At 42.5% G+C, this 19,472-nt stretch carries 22 protein-coding genes; 6 read left to right on the top strand and 16 right to left on the bottom strand.

The features are described from left to right. Positions 1-75: 75 nt before the first annotated feature. Positions 76-582, bottom strand: a complete 507-nt coding sequence (locus NYE53_RS11045) for a PTS glucose transporter subunit IIA (protein WP_015483368.1) — start codon at positions 580-582, stop codon at positions 76-78. A gap of 137 nt (positions 583-719) precedes the next feature. On the opposite strand from NYE53_RS11045, the gene NYE53_RS11050 reads away from it, so the two are divergent. Further along, entirely contained in the window at positions 720-1,139 is a 420-nt protein-coding gene (locus NYE53_RS11050) for an Hsp20/alpha crystallin family protein (protein ID WP_339244743.1), read from the top strand. Positions 1,140-1,159: 20 nt separating this feature from the next. On the opposite strand, the gene NYE53_RS11055 is transcribed toward NYE53_RS11050, so the two are convergent. Further along, the gene (locus NYE53_RS11055; RefSeq protein ID WP_339244746.1) at positions 1,160-1,537 is read right to left on the bottom strand and encodes a YppG family protein; all 378 of its coding nucleotides are present in this window, start codon (positions 1,535-1,537) and stop codon (positions 1,160-1,162) included. Positions 1,538-1,724: 187 nt separating this feature from the next. Here NYE53_RS11055 and NYE53_RS11060 point away from each other — a divergent pair, with 187 nt between their 5' ends. Together NYE53_RS11060 and NYE53_RS11065 are read left to right on the top strand one after the other, a co-directional pair. Further along, positions 1,725-1,913: a YppF family protein gene (locus NYE53_RS11060; protein ID WP_003230690.1), complete on the top strand. Its 189-nt coding sequence runs from the start codon at positions 1,725-1,727 to the stop codon at positions 1,911-1,913. A 155-nt stretch (positions 1,914-2,068) separates the two neighbouring features. Beyond that, positions 2,069-3,421 (top strand): IS1182 family transposase, encoded by a 1,353-nt coding sequence (locus NYE53_RS11065; RefSeq protein WP_339244749.1) that lies wholly within the window; start codon positions 2,069-2,071, stop codon positions 3,419-3,421. 118 nt (positions 3,422-3,539) lie between these two features. Here NYE53_RS11065 and NYE53_RS11070 read toward each other — a convergent pair whose 3' ends face one another. Next, positions 3,540-3,911, bottom strand: a complete 372-nt coding sequence (locus NYE53_RS11070; RefSeq protein WP_021481525.1) for a YppE family protein — start codon at positions 3,909-3,911, stop codon at positions 3,540-3,542. Between the two features lie 45 nt (positions 3,912-3,956). Beyond that, the gene (locus tag NYE53_RS11075) at positions 3,957-4,202 is read right to left on the bottom strand and encodes a DUF5446 family protein (RefSeq protein WP_021481526.1); all 246 of its coding nucleotides are present in this window, start codon (positions 4,200-4,202) and stop codon (positions 3,957-3,959) included. A 198-nt stretch (positions 4,203-4,400) separates the two neighbouring features. Here NYE53_RS11075 and sspM point away from each other — a divergent pair, with 198 nt between their 5' ends. Continuing rightward, positions 4,401-4,505, top strand: a complete 105-nt coding sequence (gene sspM / locus NYE53_RS11080) for an acid-soluble spore protein SspM (protein ID WP_003225606.1) — start codon at positions 4,401-4,403, stop codon at positions 4,503-4,505. A gap of 24 nt (positions 4,506-4,529) precedes the next feature. On the opposite strand, the gene NYE53_RS11085 is transcribed toward sspM, so the two are convergent. Next, positions 4,530-5,492, bottom strand: a complete 963-nt coding sequence (locus tag NYE53_RS11085; protein ID WP_021481527.1) for a DUF2515 domain-containing protein — start codon at positions 5,490-5,492, stop codon at positions 4,530-4,532. 40 nt (positions 5,493-5,532) lie between these two features. On the opposite strand from NYE53_RS11085, the gene recU reads away from it, so the two are divergent. Together recU and NYE53_RS11095 are read left to right on the top strand one after the other, a co-directional pair. Further along, on the top strand, positions 5,533-6,153 hold the full coding sequence (gene recU, locus NYE53_RS11090; protein WP_004399067.1) for a Holliday junction resolvase RecU: 621 nt from the start codon (positions 5,533-5,535) through the stop codon (positions 6,151-6,153). Between the two features lie 21 nt (positions 6,154-6,174). Further along, positions 6,175-8,925 carry a PBP1A family penicillin-binding protein gene (locus tag NYE53_RS11095; RefSeq protein ID WP_339244753.1) on the top strand — a complete coding sequence of 917 codons (2,751 nt, stop codon included), beginning with the start codon at positions 6,175-6,177 and terminating at the stop codon, positions 8,923-8,925. 75 nt (positions 8,926-9,000) lie between these two features. Here NYE53_RS11095 and NYE53_RS11100 read toward each other — a convergent pair whose 3' ends face one another. The 11 genes from NYE53_RS11100 to panB form a co-directional block, all read right to left on the bottom strand. Then, positions 9,001-9,495 (bottom strand): YpoC family protein, encoded by a 495-nt coding sequence (locus NYE53_RS11100; RefSeq protein WP_009967579.1) that lies wholly within the window; start codon positions 9,493-9,495, stop codon positions 9,001-9,003. Continuing rightward, a complete protein-coding gene (gene nth / locus NYE53_RS11105) occupies positions 9,492-10,151 on the bottom strand; it encodes an endonuclease III (RefSeq protein WP_339244757.1) in 660 nt (219 codons plus the stop codon). Before nth ends, NYE53_RS11100 begins: the two co-directional genes overlap by 4 nt. An 18-nt stretch (positions 10,152-10,169) precedes the next feature. Continuing rightward, a complete protein-coding gene (gene dnaD, locus NYE53_RS11110) occupies positions 10,170-10,868 on the bottom strand; it encodes a DNA replication protein DnaD (RefSeq protein WP_339244759.1) in 699 nt (232 codons plus the stop codon). A 92-nt stretch (positions 10,869-10,960) separates the two neighbouring features. After that, positions 10,961-12,253, bottom strand: coding sequence for an asparagine--tRNA ligase (asnS, locus tag NYE53_RS11115; RefSeq protein WP_004398777.1), 1,293 nt, complete (start codon positions 12,251-12,253; stop codon positions 10,961-10,963). Between the two features lie 143 nt (positions 12,254-12,396). Then, positions 12,397-13,578 carry an aspartate transaminase AspB gene (aspB, locus tag NYE53_RS11120; protein ID WP_003230667.1) on the bottom strand — a complete coding sequence of 394 codons (1,182 nt, stop codon included), beginning with the start codon at positions 13,576-13,578 and terminating at the stop codon, positions 12,397-12,399. A 22-nt stretch (positions 13,579-13,600) separates the two neighbouring features. Further along, positions 13,601-14,086: a cell wall elongation/penicillin-binding protein regulator TseB gene (gene tseB, locus NYE53_RS11125; RefSeq protein WP_014477164.1), complete on the bottom strand. Its 486-nt coding sequence runs from the start codon at positions 14,084-14,086 to the stop codon at positions 13,601-13,603. Between the two features lie 8 nt (positions 14,087-14,094). Further along, positions 14,095-14,265: a YpmA family protein gene (locus NYE53_RS11130; protein WP_003225588.1), complete on the bottom strand. Its 171-nt coding sequence runs from the start codon at positions 14,263-14,265 to the stop codon at positions 14,095-14,097. Between the two features lie 142 nt (positions 14,266-14,407). Further along, positions 14,408-17,203 carry an ATP-dependent DNA helicase DinG gene (dinG, locus tag NYE53_RS11135; protein WP_339244763.1) on the bottom strand — a complete coding sequence of 932 codons (2,796 nt, stop codon included), beginning with the start codon at positions 17,201-17,203 and terminating at the stop codon, positions 14,408-14,410. Positions 17,204-17,328: 125 nt separating this feature from the next. Next, positions 17,329-17,712: an aspartate 1-decarboxylase gene (gene panD / locus NYE53_RS11140; protein ID WP_003225586.1), complete on the bottom strand. Its 384-nt coding sequence runs from the start codon at positions 17,710-17,712 to the stop codon at positions 17,329-17,331. A gap of 1 nt (position 17,713) precedes the next feature. Beyond that, positions 17,714-18,574, bottom strand: a complete 861-nt coding sequence (gene panC / locus NYE53_RS11145) for a pantoate--beta-alanine ligase (protein WP_339244766.1) — start codon at positions 18,572-18,574, stop codon at positions 17,714-17,716. A 1-nt stretch (position 18,575) separates the two neighbouring features. After that, positions 18,576-19,409, bottom strand: a complete 834-nt coding sequence (gene panB / locus NYE53_RS11150; RefSeq protein ID WP_003230652.1) for a 3-methyl-2-oxobutanoate hydroxymethyltransferase — start codon at positions 19,407-19,409, stop codon at positions 18,576-18,578. Positions 19,410-19,472: the final 63 nt, after the last annotated feature.

Genomic DNA, 19,472 nt, shown 5'->3' on the forward strand with positions numbered 1-19,472 from the left:
TTACCGAATATTTGTTTGCATGGCTAGGTGCAAATTTTATACAGTTGAATAAAAAAAGCAAGGCATACGCCCTGCTTATTTCGCTTTTATTGTAAGGAGCTTTGATTCGCCTTTACGAGCAGCCTTTTCGCCTGCCGGTACAATTGATCCTACAGCCTCACCATTCATTATAACGATTGGGATGACTGTGCTGCTCGCTTTTTCTTTTATTAATTCCAAATCACATGTAATCAGCGGGTCACCGACCTTCACTTTATCCCCTTCTTTAATGTGGGCAGTAAATCCTTCTCCGTTCATATTGACTGTCTCCAGCCCGACATGAATTAACAGCTCAATTCCCGAGCGAGTCCGAATGCCAACGGCGTGTTTGGTGTGGAAAATCTGAATGACTTCACCTTCAGCGGGAGAAACGATTTCACCGCTAGAAGGTTCCACCGCTATTCCTTCTCCCATCATTTTCTGTGAAAAAACAGGGTCCGGCACATCTGACAGGTCCATTACTGTACCGTCTGCCGGAGAATAAATAACCTCTTCTGTCACCTTTTCCTGAGTTTTGCCCATTCCGAATAATTTTTTCAGCAATGTATTTTCTCCCTTCTCATTCACTTCAACCGTTATCCCTTCATTCACCACTATTTAACCATACTTTCAATTTTGCTTCAATTTATAACAACATCTGGCATAGACGCATAATCTGGTTAAAAAAGGCGGTGGCGAAATTGGAATTCTATGATGACAAAAAGAACGAACTGCAAAAGAAAGAAGAAATCATAACGGAGGCAATCGACACTCTTTTTCAATCCTCAGCGTTCGGCAACCTTATAAACGGATTTCAGAACCTGATCAACTCGAGTTTAAAGGATGTGCAGACGACCATACATGTCAGAGAAAGAGATACTGGGCTGTATATCGATATTACCATTCCGGCGACGTTTCGAGATGGCGAGATCGTCGTTGATGTTAAATCGAGGTATCTCCATGTAACACTCCAAGAAAAACAGAAACACCAAAATGAGGCTACCTTTACAAGCATGACAAGAACGGTTCAGCTGCCTTATGAAGTTCGCCAAGAAGATACGGAAACGTCTTGGAACGAGCAGACAATGACACTTTTCTTTCCAAAAAATAAGCATGAATGAACGATTCATTCATGCTTCTATCATTTAAAAAAGCTGGTAAATCCCTTTATTAAAGATCCGACCTGATTCATTGCACTCATTACTTGACCTGTCGTATCCATCATTTTATTAAAATCAAATTGCCCATTGGCTTTTTTGAACTGCGACATAATGCTTTGAAATTGCGAAGGCTGCTGTTGATTAGGCCTTGGGATAGGATAAGGGTTAGAAAATACAGGCGGCTGCATAGGCATAGGCTGGATCGGAGCATAGGGCTGATAATAATCCTGCTGTCCATAATGCTGCTGAGGCAGTTGTTGCTCTAAATAACCGGGTGCAGCCTGCTGATAATATCCTTGCATTTGCTGAGGATCATAATAGCCCATTTGCCGAGGATAGCTTCGAGAGCTCCTGTTCATTGCGATTCCCCCCTAAACACAACATATTTCTCTTCTATATATGTATGAATGACTTCTATTGTTTGTGTCACAAGTGATGATTAGCATTTGTCAAATTGTGTCGAAAGTTTAAATTTTTTAAAAACAGAAAAAAGTCGAATCATTATGGTACCATATTTTCAATACAGATGAGAGGGGATGCACCATAATGAACGTATCATACTTAAGCAAACGTTTTGCAGAAATGAAGAAATATGAAACAGACTGTATGAATAAACTGATGGACTTTGCCAAGTTCCTCTATATTCAAGGACATCTCAGCATAACTGAGTTTCGTAACAGTATGAAGGTTCTCGAAGCAAATGGAGCAGAAAGCCCGGCATATGAGATGAATTAACGTCCGGCCCCCTATAAAAACGAAAAGAAGACAGCCTTTTACCGGCTGTCTTCTCAGGCTGTCGAGAAAATCTCGACAGCCTTTATTTTTTCTTAAAATATCCATTCTTCTGTAATAAAATAAAAGAAAGACTTCAAAAGGACGGTGTCTTTCCCATGTTCCACACAAGAAATTCTTCTCAAAACGCAGCCGAATTTGTTCTTCTCGACCAACTTGTCGAAGAGGATCATCTGCTTCGAAAAATCGATCAATACATAGACTTCTCTTTTATCATTGAAAAGGTTAAGCCTTACTACAGTGAAAACAAAGGCCGCCCCTCACTTGATCCGCTGATTTTATTCAAAATGATGTTTATCGGATACCTCTATGGTATCCGTTCAGAAAGACAGCTCGAAAAAGAAATTTACTACAATATGGCGTACAGATGGTTTCTCGGATTGAACATAAACGATCCAGTTCCACACCACTCCACCATCAGCTGGAACAGACGCACACGTTTTAAAGATACAACCATCTTCCAAGATATTTTTGATGAGATCGTTCTTCAGGCCATCAATCATGACATGGTGGGCGGACGTGTCCTATTCACTGACTCCACACACCTTAAAGCCAATGCCAACAGGCATAAATACACAAGAAAAACAATTGCGCAGGATACCCAAAACTATATCAAGGATTTAAATGAAGCCATTCAAGAGGATCGGGAGGAACACGGAAAAAAGCCATTAACAGCCAAAGAGGAGGTGAAAGCTGAAAAAGAGATCCGCCACAGTACAACCGATCCGGAAAGTGGCTATCTGTATCGTGAAAACAAACCAGAAGGTTTTTTCTATTTAGATCACCGTACAACAGATATGAAATTCAACATTATCACCGATGCCTATGTCACACCCGGAAATGTCCATGATTCTGTGCCCTATCTTGACCGATTGGATCACCAAATCGCACGATTTGGTTTTCAAGTAGAAGCCGTCGCCCTTGATTCCGGATATTTAACGACTCCGATCTGTAAAGGATTATCTGACCGACAAATCTTTGGTGTCATCGCACATAGACGTTATCACCCTACCCGAGGGTTGTTTCCAAAATGGAAATTTCATTATGACAGTGAACAAGACAGATACATTTGTCCAAATCACCAAACACTTACATACTCAACAACTGACCGAAAAGGCTACCGGTCATACAAATCAAATCCTGAAATATGTTCCTCATGCCCGCTGCTTAAAAACTGTACAAAATCAAAGAATCAGCAGAAAGTGATTACTCGGCATGTATGGGAAGATCATAAAGAAAAGGTCAGACAAAATCGCTTGTCTGTTTCAGGAAAAAACCTCTACAAAAAAAGAAAAGAAAAAATAGAGCGAAGCTTTGCAGATTCAAAACAACTGCACGGGCTTCGCTATTGCAGGTTGAGGGGAAAACGGAATGTGAGCGAACAAGTTCTCCTCACAGCCGCATGCCAAAACATGAAGAAGATTGCCACATACCTAGCCAAGCAAGGCTAGGCATGTGGGAGTGCTTTTTCTGCACCTGAAATCAGATGAATATGTAAAGAAACAGCACAAAACAAAAAAGCTTGTAGAAAAAAACACCGTTTTCTCTACAAGCTGAGAAGACAGCCTTTTACCGGCTGTCTTCTCTTGCAATTTCATCCTTTACTGCGTGCAATGTATAAAGGACTGACTCAGTGATGTCCTTGAATCGTTTTTTATGAATATGATGAACATATGATTGAAGGACCAATTCCAGGAAATTATCCTTTACGGTCTCAATTTGCTCTTTATGCACATATTTAGGCCGGCGGACTTTTATCAATTCAAGAGCACCCTCTGCCCAGCGAGCGGCCAGTTCATCATTCTCTTCAACTGCAGGCTTTATCGTCTCAAAAAAATCATAAGAATGATTACTGTTTTTCCCTTCCTGATACCGATCAGCGCCTTTTTCAGCAACTTCAATCATTTGCTCGGTCATTTCCAGCAAAGTTTGTGATAGCAATATCTTTCACCTCAATGCCTATCGTACCAAATTTCACTCGCAAATTCAGCCGATGCGGTATACCTTCTCAAACGCATACCTGTGTTCAGGCGATTGATACAGCTCATTTATACAAATATGAAGATCTATGATTTCTTCTTCAAGCACACTCAGGCGATCGTTTTCCGTTTCCCGCATCTCAGCCTCTAATGCATTTACAGAATGATTCAGGCTTTGCTCAGCTCGCGTTAATTCATCTTCTATATCAGAAAGCATACGGAGAATATCTGTCTTGCTAACATAACCGGACATTCGTGTACCTCCCTTTCCTCGTCTCTCCCGGTTAAAATTCTTTGCTCTCAAGGCTCTTTCCTTCCTCATGACAAAACTAGAAGCAAATCGCCAAACAAACAGGTATTCCACGAAAAGCTGAAGTTTTCGACAAAAACACCCGCAAAAATTGTATGATCCTCCCCCTTAATGCAAACGATACTTGTGAGGAGGTGCCGTATGAAAACAAGACCGAAAAAAGCCGGCCAGCAAAAAAAGACTGAATCTAAGGCAATCGATTCTTTAGATAAAAAATTAGGCGGCCCGAACCGCCCTTCTACGTAAGAAGCAAGGAATTTCCTTGCTTCTTTATTTTTTCAGCCACTGCTCCACCGCAAAAAGCGCATGAAGCTGGCGCTTTTTATGTAAATACCAGTCTGTCAATTCAATCTGCTTCGGCAATTCCTCGCGCCTAAAGAACGTTTTCTTTATCTTTCCATGAAACCAATCTGTTTTCGTTCCGTCTAATGAGTGGATTAACTCAGGGTAGCATGTCCTTAGCATAGGAGATGTTCTTTTTGTAATCCCGATTATCTTTTCCATATCAAAACGGGAACCTGTGTGCGGCACTGTGTGCAAAAAGTGATAAAAAGAGGAGAACAATTCTGGCTTGAACAGCAATTGAGACAGCTGCTTTCCCAGCCTTATCCTTTCCTCCGCCTTTGAAAAGCGTTTCACTGAAATGCCGTAAAGAAACCCATTTGAGGAAGGAAAAATAACGGTGTTAAAATGCAACCAATCACTTAAATAAAAAGGAATCGTGTCAAAAACATTCTTTTTAAACGAAGGATTTTGTATAATAGGTGTTTGGATAGTGTTTTGTTCATTTATAATGAGGGCATACATTAGCCGCTCCGTATTTCGCTCATGCCAAAAACGGGTCCATTCTTCCGTCATAAATTGTGAGACGCCAAACACATGCAGCAGATGAAACAGCGGTTTCCCGACTCTTTTTGACCATTGGTATAATAGAAGCTGCGGATAGGCATCCGAAAATATAAGCCAGTTCGCTCTTTCATAGGCTAAAAAGAACCATTTTTGCTGTCTCTCACGGAGTCCAAGCTGAAACAGACTGCCTTTTAAGTCAGTCATTGACCAGCCTGCATTACGAGAAACGAAAGAAGCCAAAAGCGACCATTTGATTTCCGGATGACGGTCGTAAAATGCTTTATAAGCATTTGTTCTTGAAATGTTATCCGCGTTTTTTATTTTTGTCTGCCGCTCAATCCGGCTCAGAAGCTTTCTGATGGTCTGTTGTTCTTGCACGTTCATTCACTTCCGTCATGATTAGTTTAATAAGGAGGATGAGAAAGTGATTCGGTATCCTAACGGAAAAACATTTCAGCCGAAACATTCGGTTTCATCCCAAAACAGTCAGAAAAGGGCCCCGTCTTACAGTAATCGCGGAATGACCCTCGAAGATGACTTAAACGAAACGAATAAGTATTATCTGACAAACCAAATTGCCGTTATACACAAAAAGCCGACACCTGTTCAAATTGTAAATGTCCATTATCCAAAAAGAAGTGCCGCAGTGATTAAAGAAGCTTACTTTAAACAATCATCGACAACAGACTACAATGGGATTTACAAAGGGCGGTATATTGATTTTGAGGCGAAAGAAACGAAAAACAAGACCTCTTTCCCCCTGCAGAATTTTCATGACCATCAAATCGAGCATATGAAGCAGGTAAAGGCTCAAGACGGTATTTGTTTTGTTATTATATCCGCTTTCGACCAGGTTTATTTTTTGGAAGCCGATAAGCTGTTTTATTTCTGGGACAGAAAAGAAAAAAACGGCAGAAAATCAATTCGAAAAGATGAGTTGGAAGAAACAGCTTATCCGATTTCTCTTGGATACGCACCCAGAATTGATTATATTAGTATTATTGAACAGCTTTATTTTTCGCCATCATCTGGTGCGAAAGGTTGATTAACGAAAGGTTGAGATGTTATGTCAGATCAATTTAACAGCCGTGAAGCTCGACGAAAAGCGAACAGCAAGTCGAGTCCTTCACCGAAAAAAGGCAAGAAACGAAAAAAGGGCGGATTGTTTAAAAAGACCCTTTTCACTTTACTCATTCTGTTTGTTTTAGGCGTAGTCGGCGGTGCTGTTACATTTGCCGTCATGGTTTCTGATGCGCCGTCCCTTGATGAAAGCAAATTGAAGACGCCTTATTCATCAACGATTTATGATAAAAATGGAAAAGAGATCGCCGAAGTCGGCGCCGAAAAACGGACCTACGTCTCGATAGATGAAATTCCCGATGTTGTAAAAGAAGCCTTTATCGCGACAGAAGACGCTCGTTTTTATGAGCACCACGGGATTGACCCTGTCCGTATCGGCGGTGCTTTAGTTGCCAACTTTAAAGACGGCTTCGGGGCTGAAGGCGGAAGTACGATCACCCAGCAGGTCGTCAAAAACTCCCTTCTTTCACATCAGAAGACGTTGAAACGGAAGGTGCAGGAAGTATGGCTTTCGATTCAGCTGGAGCGCAATTACTCTAAAGATGAAATTTTAGAAATGTATTTAAACCGGATTTATTTTTCTCCTAGAGCATACGGAATCGGAAAAGCGGCGGAAGAATTTTTCGGCGTTACAGATTTAAGCAAATTGACTGTCGAACAGGCTGCGACGCTTGCAGGGATGCCGCAAAGCCCGACAGCGTACAATCCGGTCAAAAACCCGGATAAAGCGGAAAAACGACGGAACATCGTACTCAGTCTGATGAAAAAACAAGGATTTATTTCTGATTCTCAATATAACAAAGCGAAAAAAGTGGCAGTGAAAGACGAAGGCGTCGTGTCACAGAAGGAATATGAAAAAGCAAGTACAAACAAATACAGCGCATTTGTTGAAGAGGTTATGAAGGAAATTGATGAAAAATCTGATGTCGATCCATCTGCTGACGGATTAAAGATCTATACGACATTAGATACAAAAGCACAAGATAAACTAGATGAATTAATGGACGGAGACACCGTCGGATTTACTGAAGGCATGCAGGGCGGTGTGACGCTTCTCGATACGAAAACCGGAGAAGTTCGGGCGGTTGGAGCTGGAAGAGATTCTACGGTTGGTGGCTATAATTACGCGACCCAAGCCCAGCGACAGCCTGGGTCTACCATTAAACCTATTCTCGACTACGGTCCAGTGATTGAAAATAAAAAATGGTCAACTTACGAGCAAATTGATGACTCAGCTTACACGTATTCAAATGGAACACCTATCCGAGACTTTGACCGTTCCTATAAAGGGGTCATGTCTATGCGTGAAGCCCTTGCCCAATCACGTAACATCCCGGCTCTAAAAGCATTCCAAGCAGTCGGAAAAGATGCAGCAGTTGATTTTGCTAATGGACTGGGGCTCGGATTAAATAAAGAAAAAGTGTATGAATCATATTCTATCGGAGGATTCGGAGAAGGTAATCCCGGTGTCTCTACTCTAACTATGGCTGGAGCATACAGTGCATTCGGAAATAACGGAACATATAATGAACCGCATTTTGTGAAATCAATAGAATTTAATGACGGCACGAAGCTTGACTTAACACCGAAATCAAAATCAGCAATGAGCGATTATACAGCCTTCATGATTACAGATATGCTGAAAACAGCTGTTAAGACAGGTACTGGACAGCTCGCCCAAGTTCCGGGAGTGGAAGTTGCAGGTAAAACAGGTACAACAAACTTTGATGAAGCGGATATGCAAAAATACAATATCGCACAAGGCGGTGTACCAGATTCATGGTTTGTAGGATATACACCTCAATATACCGCTGCTGTTTGGACAGGTGTAGATTCTCAAAATAAGATAGGAAAAAAATCTTTAAATAAAACAGAGCAACAGATTGCAAAGCGCATATTCGCCCAGCTCATCGCCGATGTCGATGACGGAAGCGGATCATTTGAGAAGCCTGACAGCGTAGTGGAAGCCTCTGTAGAAAAAGGCTCAAACCCTGCAAAACTGGCAGGTCCAAATACGCCAAGCGATAAGAAGCTCACAGAGTACTTTGTTAAAGGCACAGCTCCTTCTACTGTTTCTAAAACATATGAGAAAGAAGAAAAAGAGGAAACTGCTAAACTGTCCGGTTTAAACGTGAAATACGATAAAGACAATCAATCTTTAACGTTAAGCTGGAATTACGACGGAGATGCGACCTTTGCTGTTAAGCAATCTGTTGACGGCGGCAGCTACTCGGAAATTCAAAACAGCTCTGCAAAAGAGGCAGTTATTTCGGGTGTGCAGCCAGGATCTGTGTACAAATTCGAAGTAACAGCCGTCAGTGATGATGGCAAAAGTACAGCTTCCACATCCTATGAGGTGCCAAAAGCTGAAGACGATGAAGATAAAAAAGACCAGCAACAAACGGATGATGAAAAACAAGATGATGAGAAGACTCAGGATGATACACAAACTGATGATACTCAAAAAGATGACGGTCAGACGGATCAAGATCAGACAGATGATTCAACAAACGATCAAGACAAAAAACAAGACAATACGAACACCAATCCGTCCGACAACAATAACCAAGACCAATCAAACGATAACGATAACGACAACAGTAACAACCAGGATACGTCGGATGGTGATTCGAACTCTGGTAAGAATGATTCAACAGGTTCTGACACGAATAAAAATAAAACAGACACATCTAATAAAACCCAAACAAACTCATCATCAATTGAAAAAACAAATTAACCAAAAAAGCCGTCACCTTTGGGGTGATGGCTTTTTTGGTACACAATAAAAAACCTCCCGTTTTAACAGGAGGTTTTATCGATTCATCGCATGATATTTATAAAAATGCTTTTTCATTTCGGTAATCAGCTCATCAAGCTGAATAAAGCAATGGTATTGGGTCGGTTTAAGAAGAATAAATTCCACTCGTTCAGCCCAATTAATCGGCTTTGCGGGATATGATTTCTCCCTCAGTTCTTGCCAATCGAGCGATTTCACCGGCTCACCTGCTGTCCAATGTAACGAAGCCAGCAAACACACAATGCCCTTTAACATTTCGTTTTGGTCACATCTCGATTTTCGTGTTTGAAAGACTGGGAGAAGTGATGCTTTGATGTCATCCCACACTTCAAATAAAAGCGGAACGTATTTCCCGCTGTCCTCCCATGGCAAATCGCCTTGTAATTCCGTGCAGAAATCAAAATACACGGGATTGGTCTGCAAGGTTTTCTTCATATCCGAGGAACTCTTCTGGCCAAGACTGCGCAAGTATTGCTCATAGGAAGCCAACACTTCTTTTGCTTGCGTCATCGTTTCACCAGTCCTTTTTTATCCCTCTTCTGCCCTTCTCTGCACAAAGAAAGCAGCGGACACTCCGCACAGCGCGGAGATTGGGCTTTACAGTGATATCTGCCGAAGAAAATAAGCCGGTGATGCGTAACGGACCAGTCTTCTTTGGGAACCTTGCGCATCAGCGTCTTTTCAACTTCCAGAACCGAGTCCTTCCACCGGCAAATGCCCAATCGTTTGCTGACTCTCTCCACATGGGTATCTACGGCAATGGCCGGCACGCCAAACGCAACGGATACCACTACGTTTGCGGTCTTTCTCCCGACCCCTGGCAGTTTGACAAGCTCATCGCGGTCTCTCGGCACTTCTCCGCCGTAATCCTCAATAATCATTTTACTCAGCTTTTGAATATTTTTCGCTTTATTACGATATAAACCGATTGATTTAATATCCTGCTGAAGCTCTTCCAGCGGAACAGCCAAATAGTCTTCCGGCCGTTTATATTTTTGGAATAATATTTTGGTCACTCTGTTTACAAGTGCATCTGTACATTGCGCAGATAAAGCAACAGCCACCACTAATTCAAAAGGATTGGAATGAACCAGTTCACACTCCGCATGAGGAAACATGTCACCTATCTTGTCTAAACAGAATTCAATTTGTTTTAGATTTAACACGATTGTCACCTTTTCACTTTATTGTTCAAGCCAATTGTAAAAAGGAACCTGCCTTTTATACTCTTTTTGCGGTTCATTCTGCTTTGCTTGTACACGCCGGAATTTTCGGCTGTGTATTTTTGCCTGCTCCACAGTTTTCAGCCCGTTTTTCTTCCATTCAAACAAAATGCGGTCAATGTAGCGGAAACTGAGTTTTCCTGATAGTACAGCCTCTTTTAACGCGTGTTTGATCAGCTGTGCGTCATGCTGATCTTGGTCCTGCCAGATCGCCAGCGTTTCACACTCCAAAGGCGATAACGGCCTTGCAAACTCTTCCTCAAAAATGGTATAAAGGCTTTTTTGTTCCCCTTCTGCTTTTCTTTCCTGTGTTTGATTCTGTGCAAGCTGAATATACTCGTACAGCTTCCCCCATAAAGGCTGAAGAGAATATTTCTCAAACTTGATGCCGTTTTGATCCTCGCATTCTTCAATAAACAGAAAGCCTTTTTGAATAAACATCCGCAATCTGTTTGTGCATTCTTCAACAGAAATTGACATACCTTCCTGCAGCTGATTCGGTGTAGGAAAATATGATCCTTTTTCTAAATGCATTTTAATTTTTAACAGCAGAATAAGTTCTGTTTCATTAAGCCCAAGCTGTTTATAATGCGTGAGCAGAAGATTGGGGATGGTTGATGTTCCCTGCTCCTGCATATCAATAAATTGCTGTTTTTTCATCGTCACACCTCTTACTGTAAAGGATTGTGATTGCCCCTTTACTGTAAAAAGTCTCCCTTGCAGGAGACTCTTTTTTGTTTCATTTGAATGTATTACGGATACAGACGGTTTAACAGTCTTGGGAACGGAATCGTTTCACGAACGTGAGGCGCTCCGCTGATCCAAGCTACTGTCCGCTCTAATCCAAGGCCGAAGCCGGAATGAGGAACTGATCCATATTTTCTAAGTTCAGCATACCATTTATATGCGTCAGAATCCAGCCCATGTTCTTTAAGACGCGATTCCAAAAGTTCCATATCGTGAATCCGTTCAGACCCGCCGATGATTTCTCCATAGCCTTCCGGCGCAATCAAGTCAGCGCAAAGCACAACGTCCTCACGGTCAGAAGCCGGCTGCATATAGAACGGTTTTAAGGATGTCGGATAGCGAGTGATGAATACCGGTTTGTCATAATGTTCAGCAATCGCTGTTTCATGAGGCGCTCCGAAATCATCTCCCCACTCGATATCGTCAAAGCCTTTTTCTTTCAGAAATTCAATCGCTTCATCATACGTGATTCTTGGGAACGGGGCTTTGATTTGCTCAAGTTTTGACGTGTCTCTTCCTAATGTGTTTAATTCAATTTTACAATTCTTAAGAACTGATTGCACGATGAAAGAAACGTAATTTTCCTGTACTTGAAGGTTTTCTTCAAATTCTACAAACGCCATTTCCGGTTCGATCATCCAGAATTCGATTAAGTGACGCTTTGTTTTAGACTTTTCCGCTCTGAATGTCGGTCCGAAAGAGAATACTTTTCCTAAAGCCATTGCCGCAGCTTCCATGTAGAGCTGGCCGCTTTGAGACAGATATGCATCTTCATCAAAGTACTTTGTCGCAAAGAGTTCTGTTGTTCCTTCAGGTGCGCTTCCAGTCAGAATCGGCGGATCCACTTTTACGAAGCCTTCGTTATTAAAGAATTCGTAAGTCGCGCGAATGATTTCATTACGGATTTTCATGATCGCATGCTGGCGCTTTGAACGCAGCCATAAATGTCTGTGATCCATCAAAAATTCCGTTCCGTGTTCTTTTGGTGTAATTGGATAATCGGTCGCTTCGTGAATGACTTCAATATCTGTCACAGCAAGTTCATATCCAAGCGGAGAACGCTCGTCCTCTTTGACAATCCCTTTTATATAGAGCGACGTTTCCTGCGTCACTGATTTAGCTGTTTGGAAAATGCTTTCTTCCACTTCCGCTTTTACTACGACACCCTGAATAAAACCGGTACCGTCCCGAAGCTGTAAAAACGCAATTTTCCCGCTTGAACGCTTATTAGCGACCCAAGCTCCGATCGTTACTTCCTCACCTACGTGCTTGTACACTTGGTTGATTGTTGTTTTCAACATATTTCCCTCCAAAACAAGAAAGACATTCGGAAGCTCAATGCCCCGCGAACTCTTTTATCATCACTTTATTATACCCGCTCTTAACTAACCGGGTCAATGCAGATAAAAAGCGGCTTTTCTGTCAGCCGCTTTTTGATCTGTTAGCTATGTTTTTCTACAAAACGCTTGATTCTTTCAATGGCTTTCTCAAGGAGATCTAACGATGTTGCATAAGAAAGACGGACATTCTCAGGAGAGCCAAATCCGGATCCTGGAACAATCGCAACTTTTTCCTCCTCGAGAAGCGCTTTAACAAATTCATCTACATCTTTGAAACCGCAAGATTGAGCTGCCTCTTTTGCATTTGGGAACAAGTAAAAAGCACCTTCCGGCTTCACACAGCTGAACCCTGGGATTTCTATGAGCTTTGCATAGATCGTATTTAATCTATGTTCAAATGCTTCTCTCATTTCTTCCAATGGCTCAGAAGGCCCGTTATAAGCAGCAATCGCTCCGTATTGTGCGATTGATGTCGGGTTTGACGTGCTGTGGCTTGCAAGGTTCGTCATCGCTTTAATAATGTCTTCAGAGCCTGCCGCATAACCGATTCTCCAGCCTGTCATGCTGTGGGACTTCGATACGCCGTTTATAATGACCGTTTGCTCTTTCAGTCTGTCTGACAGCTGTGCAATGGAAACATGTTTCTTTCCGCCGTATGTAAGTTTTTCATAAATTTCATCTGACACAATCAAGATATCATGTTCAAGGCACACTTCACCGAGCGCAGATAGTTCTTCTTCCGTATACATGACACCAGTCGGGTTGCTTGGAGAGTTAATAACGATTGCTTTTGTTTTTTCCGTAATTGCATTTTTCAGCTGCTCAGGCGAAATTTTGAAGTGATTTTCCTCAAGCCCTTCTACATAAACAGGCTTTCCGCCAGCGAGTTTCACCTGCTCCGGGTAGCTTACCCAGTAAGGCGTTGGAATAATAACTTCATCTTCTTCATCCAAAATCACTTGGAAAAGGGTATACAGAGCATGTTTGGCACCAGTGCAGACAATAATTTGAGACGGTTTGTATTCAATATTCTGGTCGCGTTTAAATTTCTCTGCAATGCTGTTTTTCAGTTCAGCCAAACCACCGGAAGGCGTGTATTTCGTATGGCCCTCGTTCATCGAACGCACAGCGGCATCAATAATATGCTGCGGTGTATTGAAGTCAGGTTCGCCTGCTCCTAAGCCGATGACATCATGGCCTGCGGCTTTCAGTTCTTTCGCTTTCGCTGTGATTGCCAGTGTGGTTGATGGTGTTAATGCGGATACTCTTTTTGCCAGTTTCAACTTGAACTCCCCCTAATTCGTCTTAAGGCGTGATATTTTTGAGAATCTTTCCAGTTGTAAAGTCCACATAACTTAAACTGTATTGCCCTTCTTTGTCTAAGTACGTCACTTCCCAAAGCAGGACGTTTCCTTCTCTTGCCAGATGAACCTCTTTTTGCTTTGAAACCAGCCCTTCATCCTTTATGATTTTCGCCGCTTTGTCTTCAGAGATTCCCTCTTTCGCTTCTTTTGAGAGAATTTTTGCTTTTTTATCGGCAGGAACCCAGACATATAATGCAGTGCCTTTTTTATCCGTTCCCTTTACAACATAATATTTTTCTTTTCCGACAAATGTTTCGACTTGATCAACATTGGCGAGATCGGTTTCTTTTTTAGCTTCAGCAGCTGCTGCTTCGTGCCCCTCTTCCTTTTGTGCCATGGCTGATTTATAAATGCTTGCCGAGACAAGAAGTACTGCTAAAAAAATAATACCAAAAATGACGGTAAATATTAATGCTTTTTTTCTCATCTTCTCACCTACGTACGATAAATGGTAAAAACGGCTTGGTTTTTGTTTTCTTCATCCAGCGCAAGGCCGAACATCAGATTGTCTCTTTTCAATGTACGATTCAATGTGTCCACAATTTTATACAGATCATCAGAATGCTCTACATTAATTGTTGAAAGAATTTCGATTTTACTTTCCATTTTTTCATCCTCCAGTTTGAACAAATATTGTTAGTCATACTCCATTTCAGGACACGCCATACTAGTATCACAGAGCGGGAAATCCGCTTTTAAATAAAACACCATCCTACTCCCACACCGCAAAAGCCGCTTTATGCGGCTTTTATTCTTTTTCCCCTGCAACATAAGCTTCAAGCTCGCTGTCAGTCATTTCGGATACTGAGGTTGTCGGCAAGGCATCAAGAAACAGCCGGCCGTAACCAGCGGTTTTAATCCGTCTGTCCAATATCATAATCGTTCCCTTGTCTCCCGCAGAACGCAGCAAGCGTCCGATTCCTTGCCTGAAGGTCAGCACAGCTTCCGGTAATGACACTGTTTGAAACGGATTCTTTCCTTTTTTGCGGGCTAGCTCACATTTTGCAGCATGAAGCGGGTGATCAGGGGACCGGAATGGGAGCCTCACGATCATTACTGTTGTCAGCTCATCACCAGGGAAATCAACGCCTTCCCAAAAATGATTTGTTCCGAGCAGGATCGCCTGATTGGATGTTTTAAAAGTCTTCATCAGTTTGCCGGGACTTCCGCCTGTAATCCCTTGTGCCAAGAGCTGAATGCCGGAAGCACTCATGTTATGCTTGAGCTCCTGGTGAACCTTTTTCAGCATATCATGGGATGTAAACAGCACAAGGATTTTAGGCTGTTTTTCCTTTGCCATCAGTTCGATATAACGGGCTGTATCCTGTATAAATTCAGGTTGACCGGTATCCTGAATTGATTTCATTTCCTTTGGAATCATTACCTGCATACGCTCATCGTAAGAAAAAGGTGACTCAATTCTCATTGTCCGCGGGAAAAAGTCACTCAGTCCCAGTCGTTCAATCATAAATTGAAAAGAACCTTCGACTGTAAGGGTTGCAGATGTCAGCACCACACTATTTTTGCGCGCGAAAAACTGATCAGCCAGAAGTTCACCAGGTTCAAGAGGCTGTGCGTAAATGGCCACTGCATTTTTCGCACCCTTTGCATCTATTTCAATCCAAACCGCTTCATCGTCATCAGACCCAAAGAAGAGCTTCTGCAACGTCTGACAGTAATGCTGCAAGCCTTTCATGCTTCTTTGGTATTCATCGGCTAAAAAGACGGTTTTGCTCTTCATACCCTTCAAATGTTTTTCCATCAGGGATGACTGCGCCTCAAAAAGCTGCTGCAAATGTGTCAGCATGGAACAAAGCCTCTCCGCACCATCTGTTAAGATCGACCAGCTTTTATCCTGGCTTTCTTTGTTCACCTTAAACACTAGACGGTTTAAGTCTTCTTTAGGTTTTCTTCGTTTGACAAAAGAATGTACAGAGCTGAAGAAAGCATCACTTTCTGCTTGAACGTGCTGAAGCCACTCTTCCAATTCGAAAAATGAATCAACCGTCAGGCTGTTTCGCTGGAATAGCTGTCTCATCTTTTTTAGAAGTCCCTGCTCCTTCAGAGTGCCGATTCTGCTCAATTTCGTATGCAATTCTATGTACGTGGCTCTTTTCCCTAAATGTTCGCTTGCCGCACGTTCAAAATGGTGTGCTTCATCAATAATAAATGTGCCGCTTTCGGGAAGCCTTTTTTTCTGGCTGCCTTCATCTGTCAGCAAAAGAGAATGATTGGTGATCACCAAATCGGAACGCATAGCAATCTGTTTGGCCCGCTCGTAAAAACCGATCACATGCTCACTGCGACTTCTTTTATAGGAGTCATCGTCATAAGCCAATCTGTCCCACAGCAATTTTCCGCCTGAAGGCAAATTCAGTTCCGCTACATCTCCTGTATTTGTCTCTGTCAGCCAAACGAGAAGCTGTGCCTTTGTCAGTACGGCATCATAATTATCATCTTCTTCATGAAGTACCTGCTCAAATTTATACAGGCATAAATAATGCGATTGCCCTTTTAAAATCGACGCTGTTACCGGAAATGGAAACAGATCTTGGACAATCGGCAAATCCTTTGTGAGAATCTGCTGCTGTAAAAGCGTCGAATACGTGCTGATTATGACCGGCTTTTTTGATTTCTTGGCAAAAAGCGCAGCCGGAATCAGATAGCCAATCGTTTTTCCGATGCCTGGAGGAGCTTCAATCAGCGCATGCTCACGATTGGCAAACGCATCAGCCACCTCTCTCATCATCATCATTTGGCCGTCTCTTTTTTCATACCCAGGCATTAACTCTGACAGCGCTTTTTCATTTCCCGCTTCCCAGCTTTCGATCTCAAATGAGAAGTTCTCGTCCTCATTTATACGAACATCGATAGCTTCAGGTTCTCTGACAGAAAACGAAGAAAAGCGCGTATAGCCCGGTATCTCGGTATGTCTGTTTTCATTAATGAACATATCCAACAAATGCGTCAGATCACTGATAAAATGCTGCGAAAGCCTTCTTAACTGCTTTAATGTCGGATAAGGAAGCTGCCGCAGCTTTTCAAGGATTTCCAAAAAAATAAGCCCTGTCACTTCAGCATCGCTGTCAGCCCGGTGCGGCTGATCATGCCGCAGCTGAAGCTCCTCGCTTAATTCCGTCAGCTTATACCCTTCAAATCCCGGAAAAACAATACGTGAGAGCTCGACAGTATCAAGCACTTCACAATCTGGGAGCTGAAAGCCCGCCTTATGTAGCTCATACTTGACAAATCCAAGGTCAAAATGGATATTGTGGGCGACAAAATAAGCGCCGTCAAGCAATTGGAATACTTCTTCAGCAACTGCTTCAAATGGCTGTTCATTCTCGACCATTTGATTAGAGATTCCAGTAAGCTGCTCAATAAAAGCAGGGATTGATTTATTTGGATTAATGTATTTTGAAAACCGCTCAGTAATTTGTCCATTTTCGATTACAACCGCTGCGATTTGTATGATTTTATCGCCTTTCTTCGGCGAATTCCCTGTTGTCTCTACATCTATAACAACGAACCGTTGCTTATTCATTAAAATGGACACCTCAATTCTTGCATACGACAAAAGTGTAACACGTTTTGTACGGAAATGGAGCGGCAAAACCGTTTTACTCTCAAAATCTTAAAAGAAAACCCCCGATAAAGGGGGCTTTTCTTCTACAAAATTGTACGGGCTGGTTCGTTCCCCAGCATTTGTTCAATTTTGTTTTGATCATTCAGAACAGCCACTTTCGGCTCATGGCTTGCCGCTTCTTGATCAGACATCATTTTGTAGGAAATAATAATGACCTTATCTCCTTCCTGCACAAGGCGTGCGGCTGCACCGTTTAAGCATATGACGCCGCTTCCCCGTTTACCAGGAATAATATACGTTTCAAGACGTGCTCCATTATTATTATTCACAATTTGTACTTTTTCATTAGGAAGCATTCCCACAGCATCAATGAGATCTTCATCAATTGTAATGCTTCCCACATAGTTCAGATTTGCTTCCGTAACAGTTGCCCTGTGAAGTTTGCCGCTCATCATTGTTCGATACATATTATATTCTCTCCATTTCTCGAATATCAATAATGATATTATCTATTAAACGCGCTTTTGAAAAAGCAACTGCAACAGCGAGAATCATCTTTCCAGCAATTTCATTCACAGGCTCGAGTTCCGGATAGGAATAAAGCTCTACATAGTCTATGGTTCCGCTAGTCGTTTCAATGATTTCTTTTGCAGCTTTTATCACCGCTTCAGGATCTCTTTCACCGGCTTGGATCAGTTCCGCACTTGTTTGAAGGGCCCGATACAGCTTAGGCGCTTCTTTTCTTTCCTCAGCTGTTAAGTATACATTGCGAGAGCTTTTGGCTAAGCCGTCTTCCTCTCTGACCGTATCGACAGGAACCAATTCAATATCCATGAAGAAGTCGCTGATTAACCCATCAACAACAGCTACCTGCTGCGCATCTTTTAAACCGAAATAGGCACGAGTCGGCTTGACTAGATTGAAAAGCTTCGTCAGTACGATCGCGACCCCGTCAAAATGTCCTTCTCTTGAGCGCCCGCATAACACGTCTGTGCGTCTTTCTACATGAATCGTGACATTCTTCTCACCGGGATACATATCCTTAGCATCTGGCGTAAAAAGAATATCAACTCCGGCGTTTTCTGCAAGAGCTGCATCCCGCTCAATATCGCGCGGATATGCTTCAAAATCTTCATTAGGGCCGAATTGTGCAGGATTCACAAAAACACTCATAATAACGGCGTCGTTTTCTTGTCTTGCTTTGTCTGCTAAGGTTAAATGCCCCTCATGCAGAAACCCCATCGTCGGGACAAATCCGATTGACTTGCCCTCTGAATGATATTGTTTTATGGCTTCTTTCAGCTGTGAAATATCAGTAATCTGTCTCATCTTATTTTCCCCCGTACAAGCCGTCCAGCACTGTCTGGTTCATTTGAAAGGAATGCTTTTGTTCAGGGAAAGCACGATGTCTTACATCCTGAACATATCCGCTGATTGCTGTTTCGATGGTTTCATCAATGCGCGTATATTGCTTTACAAATTTAGGTGTTCTCTCAACACCGTGGCCAATAATATCATGATAAACGAGAACTTGTCCGTCCGCTTTCACACCAGCACCGATTCCAATGACCGGTATGCTTAGCGTTTCGGCAATTTTGGCTGTGAGTTCTGCCGGCACACATTCCAGCACAAGCATCATAGCTCCTGCTTCTTCGCATTTTATACTGTCTTCTATTAATTTTTTGGCGCTTTGTTCGTCTTTGCCCTGTACTTTATAGCCGCCCAGTACGCCGACTGACTGCGGTGTCAAACCTAAGTGACTGACTACTGGAATGCCTCCAAGCGTCAATGCGCGAATGGATTCAAACACGCCTTCTCCGCCCTCAAGCTTCAGTGCGTCAGCTCCGCTTTCCTGAACGATAGCCGCTGCATTTTTCAGCGTATCTTCCTTAGACAGGTGATAAGACATAAACGGCATATCTGTCACAATAAAGGTATTCGGCGCACCCCTTTTAACGGCTTTTGTATGATGGATCATGTCCGCAACTGTCACACCGACAGTTGAATCAAGGCCGAGGACGACCATTCCAAGTGAATCACCGACTAAAATCATGTCAACTCCCGCTTGTTCAGCAAGTTTAGCTGCCGGATAATCATAAGCGGTCAGCATAACAATCGGTTCTTCAGACTCCTTCATTTTTAGAAAATCCAGTTTTGTTTTCATGTTTTCTCCTCCTCATGTTTAGAGGAGATGATCTGCCGTTTTCTTCTGCAAGCCAAAAAACCT

Origin of the sequence: Bacillus sp. FSL R5-0523 (assembly GCF_037975295.1) — a bacterium.
GTDB classification, from domain to species: Bacteria; Bacillota; Bacilli; order Bacillales; family Bacillaceae; genus Bacillus; species Bacillus subtilis.

Coding starts and splice junctions, on each gene's coding strand:
- NYE53_RS11055 (WP_339244746.1), bottom strand. CDS start 1,537: ATGAACAGGAGCTCTCGAAGCTATCCTCGGCAAATGGGCTATTATGAT.
- NYE53_RS11060 (WP_003230690.1), top strand. CDS start 1,725: ATGAACGTATCATACTTAAGCAAACGTTTTGCAGAAATGAAGAAATAT.
- NYE53_RS11065 (WP_339244749.1), top strand. CDS start 2,069: ATGTTCCACACAAGAAATTCTTCTCAAAACGCAGCCGAATTTGTTCTT.
- NYE53_RS11075 (WP_021481526.1), bottom strand. CDS start 4,202: ATGTCCGGTTATGTTAGCAAGACAGATATTCTCCGTATGCTTTCTGAT.
- sspM (WP_003225606.1), top strand. CDS start 4,401: ATGAAAACAAGACCGAAAAAAGCCGGCCAGCAAAAAAAGACTGAATCT.
- NYE53_RS11085 (WP_021481527.1), bottom strand. CDS start 5,492: ATGAACGTGCAAGAACAACAGACCATCAGAAAGCTTCTGAGCCGGATT.
- NYE53_RS11095 (WP_339244753.1), top strand. CDS start 6,175: ATGTCAGATCAATTTAACAGCCGTGAAGCTCGACGAAAAGCGAACAGC.
- NYE53_RS11100 (WP_009967579.1), bottom strand. CDS start 9,495: ATGACGCAAGCAAAAGAAGTGTTGGCTTCCTATGAGCAATACTTGCGC.
- dnaD (WP_339244759.1), bottom strand. CDS start 10,868: ATGAAAAAACAGCAATTTATTGATATGCAGGAGCAGGGAACATCAACC.
- tseB (WP_014477164.1), bottom strand. CDS start 14,086: ATGAGAAAAAAAGCATTAATATTTACCGTCATTTTTGGTATTATTTTT.
- NYE53_RS11130 (WP_003225588.1), bottom strand. CDS start 14,265: ATGGAAAGTAAAATCGAAATTCTTTCAACAATTAATGTAGAGCATTCT.
- dinG (WP_339244763.1), bottom strand. CDS start 17,203: ATGAATAAGCAACGGTTCGTTGTTATAGATGTAGAGACAACAGGGAAT.
- panD (WP_003225586.1), bottom strand. CDS start 17,712: ATGTATCGAACAATGATGAGCGGCAAACTTCACAGGGCAACTGTTACG.
- panC (WP_339244766.1), bottom strand. CDS start 18,574: ATGAGACAGATTACTGATATTTCACAGCTGAAAGAAGCCATAAAACAA.
- panB (WP_003230652.1), bottom strand. CDS start 19,409: ATGAAAACAAAACTGGATTTTCTAAAAATGAAGGAGTCTGAAGAACCG.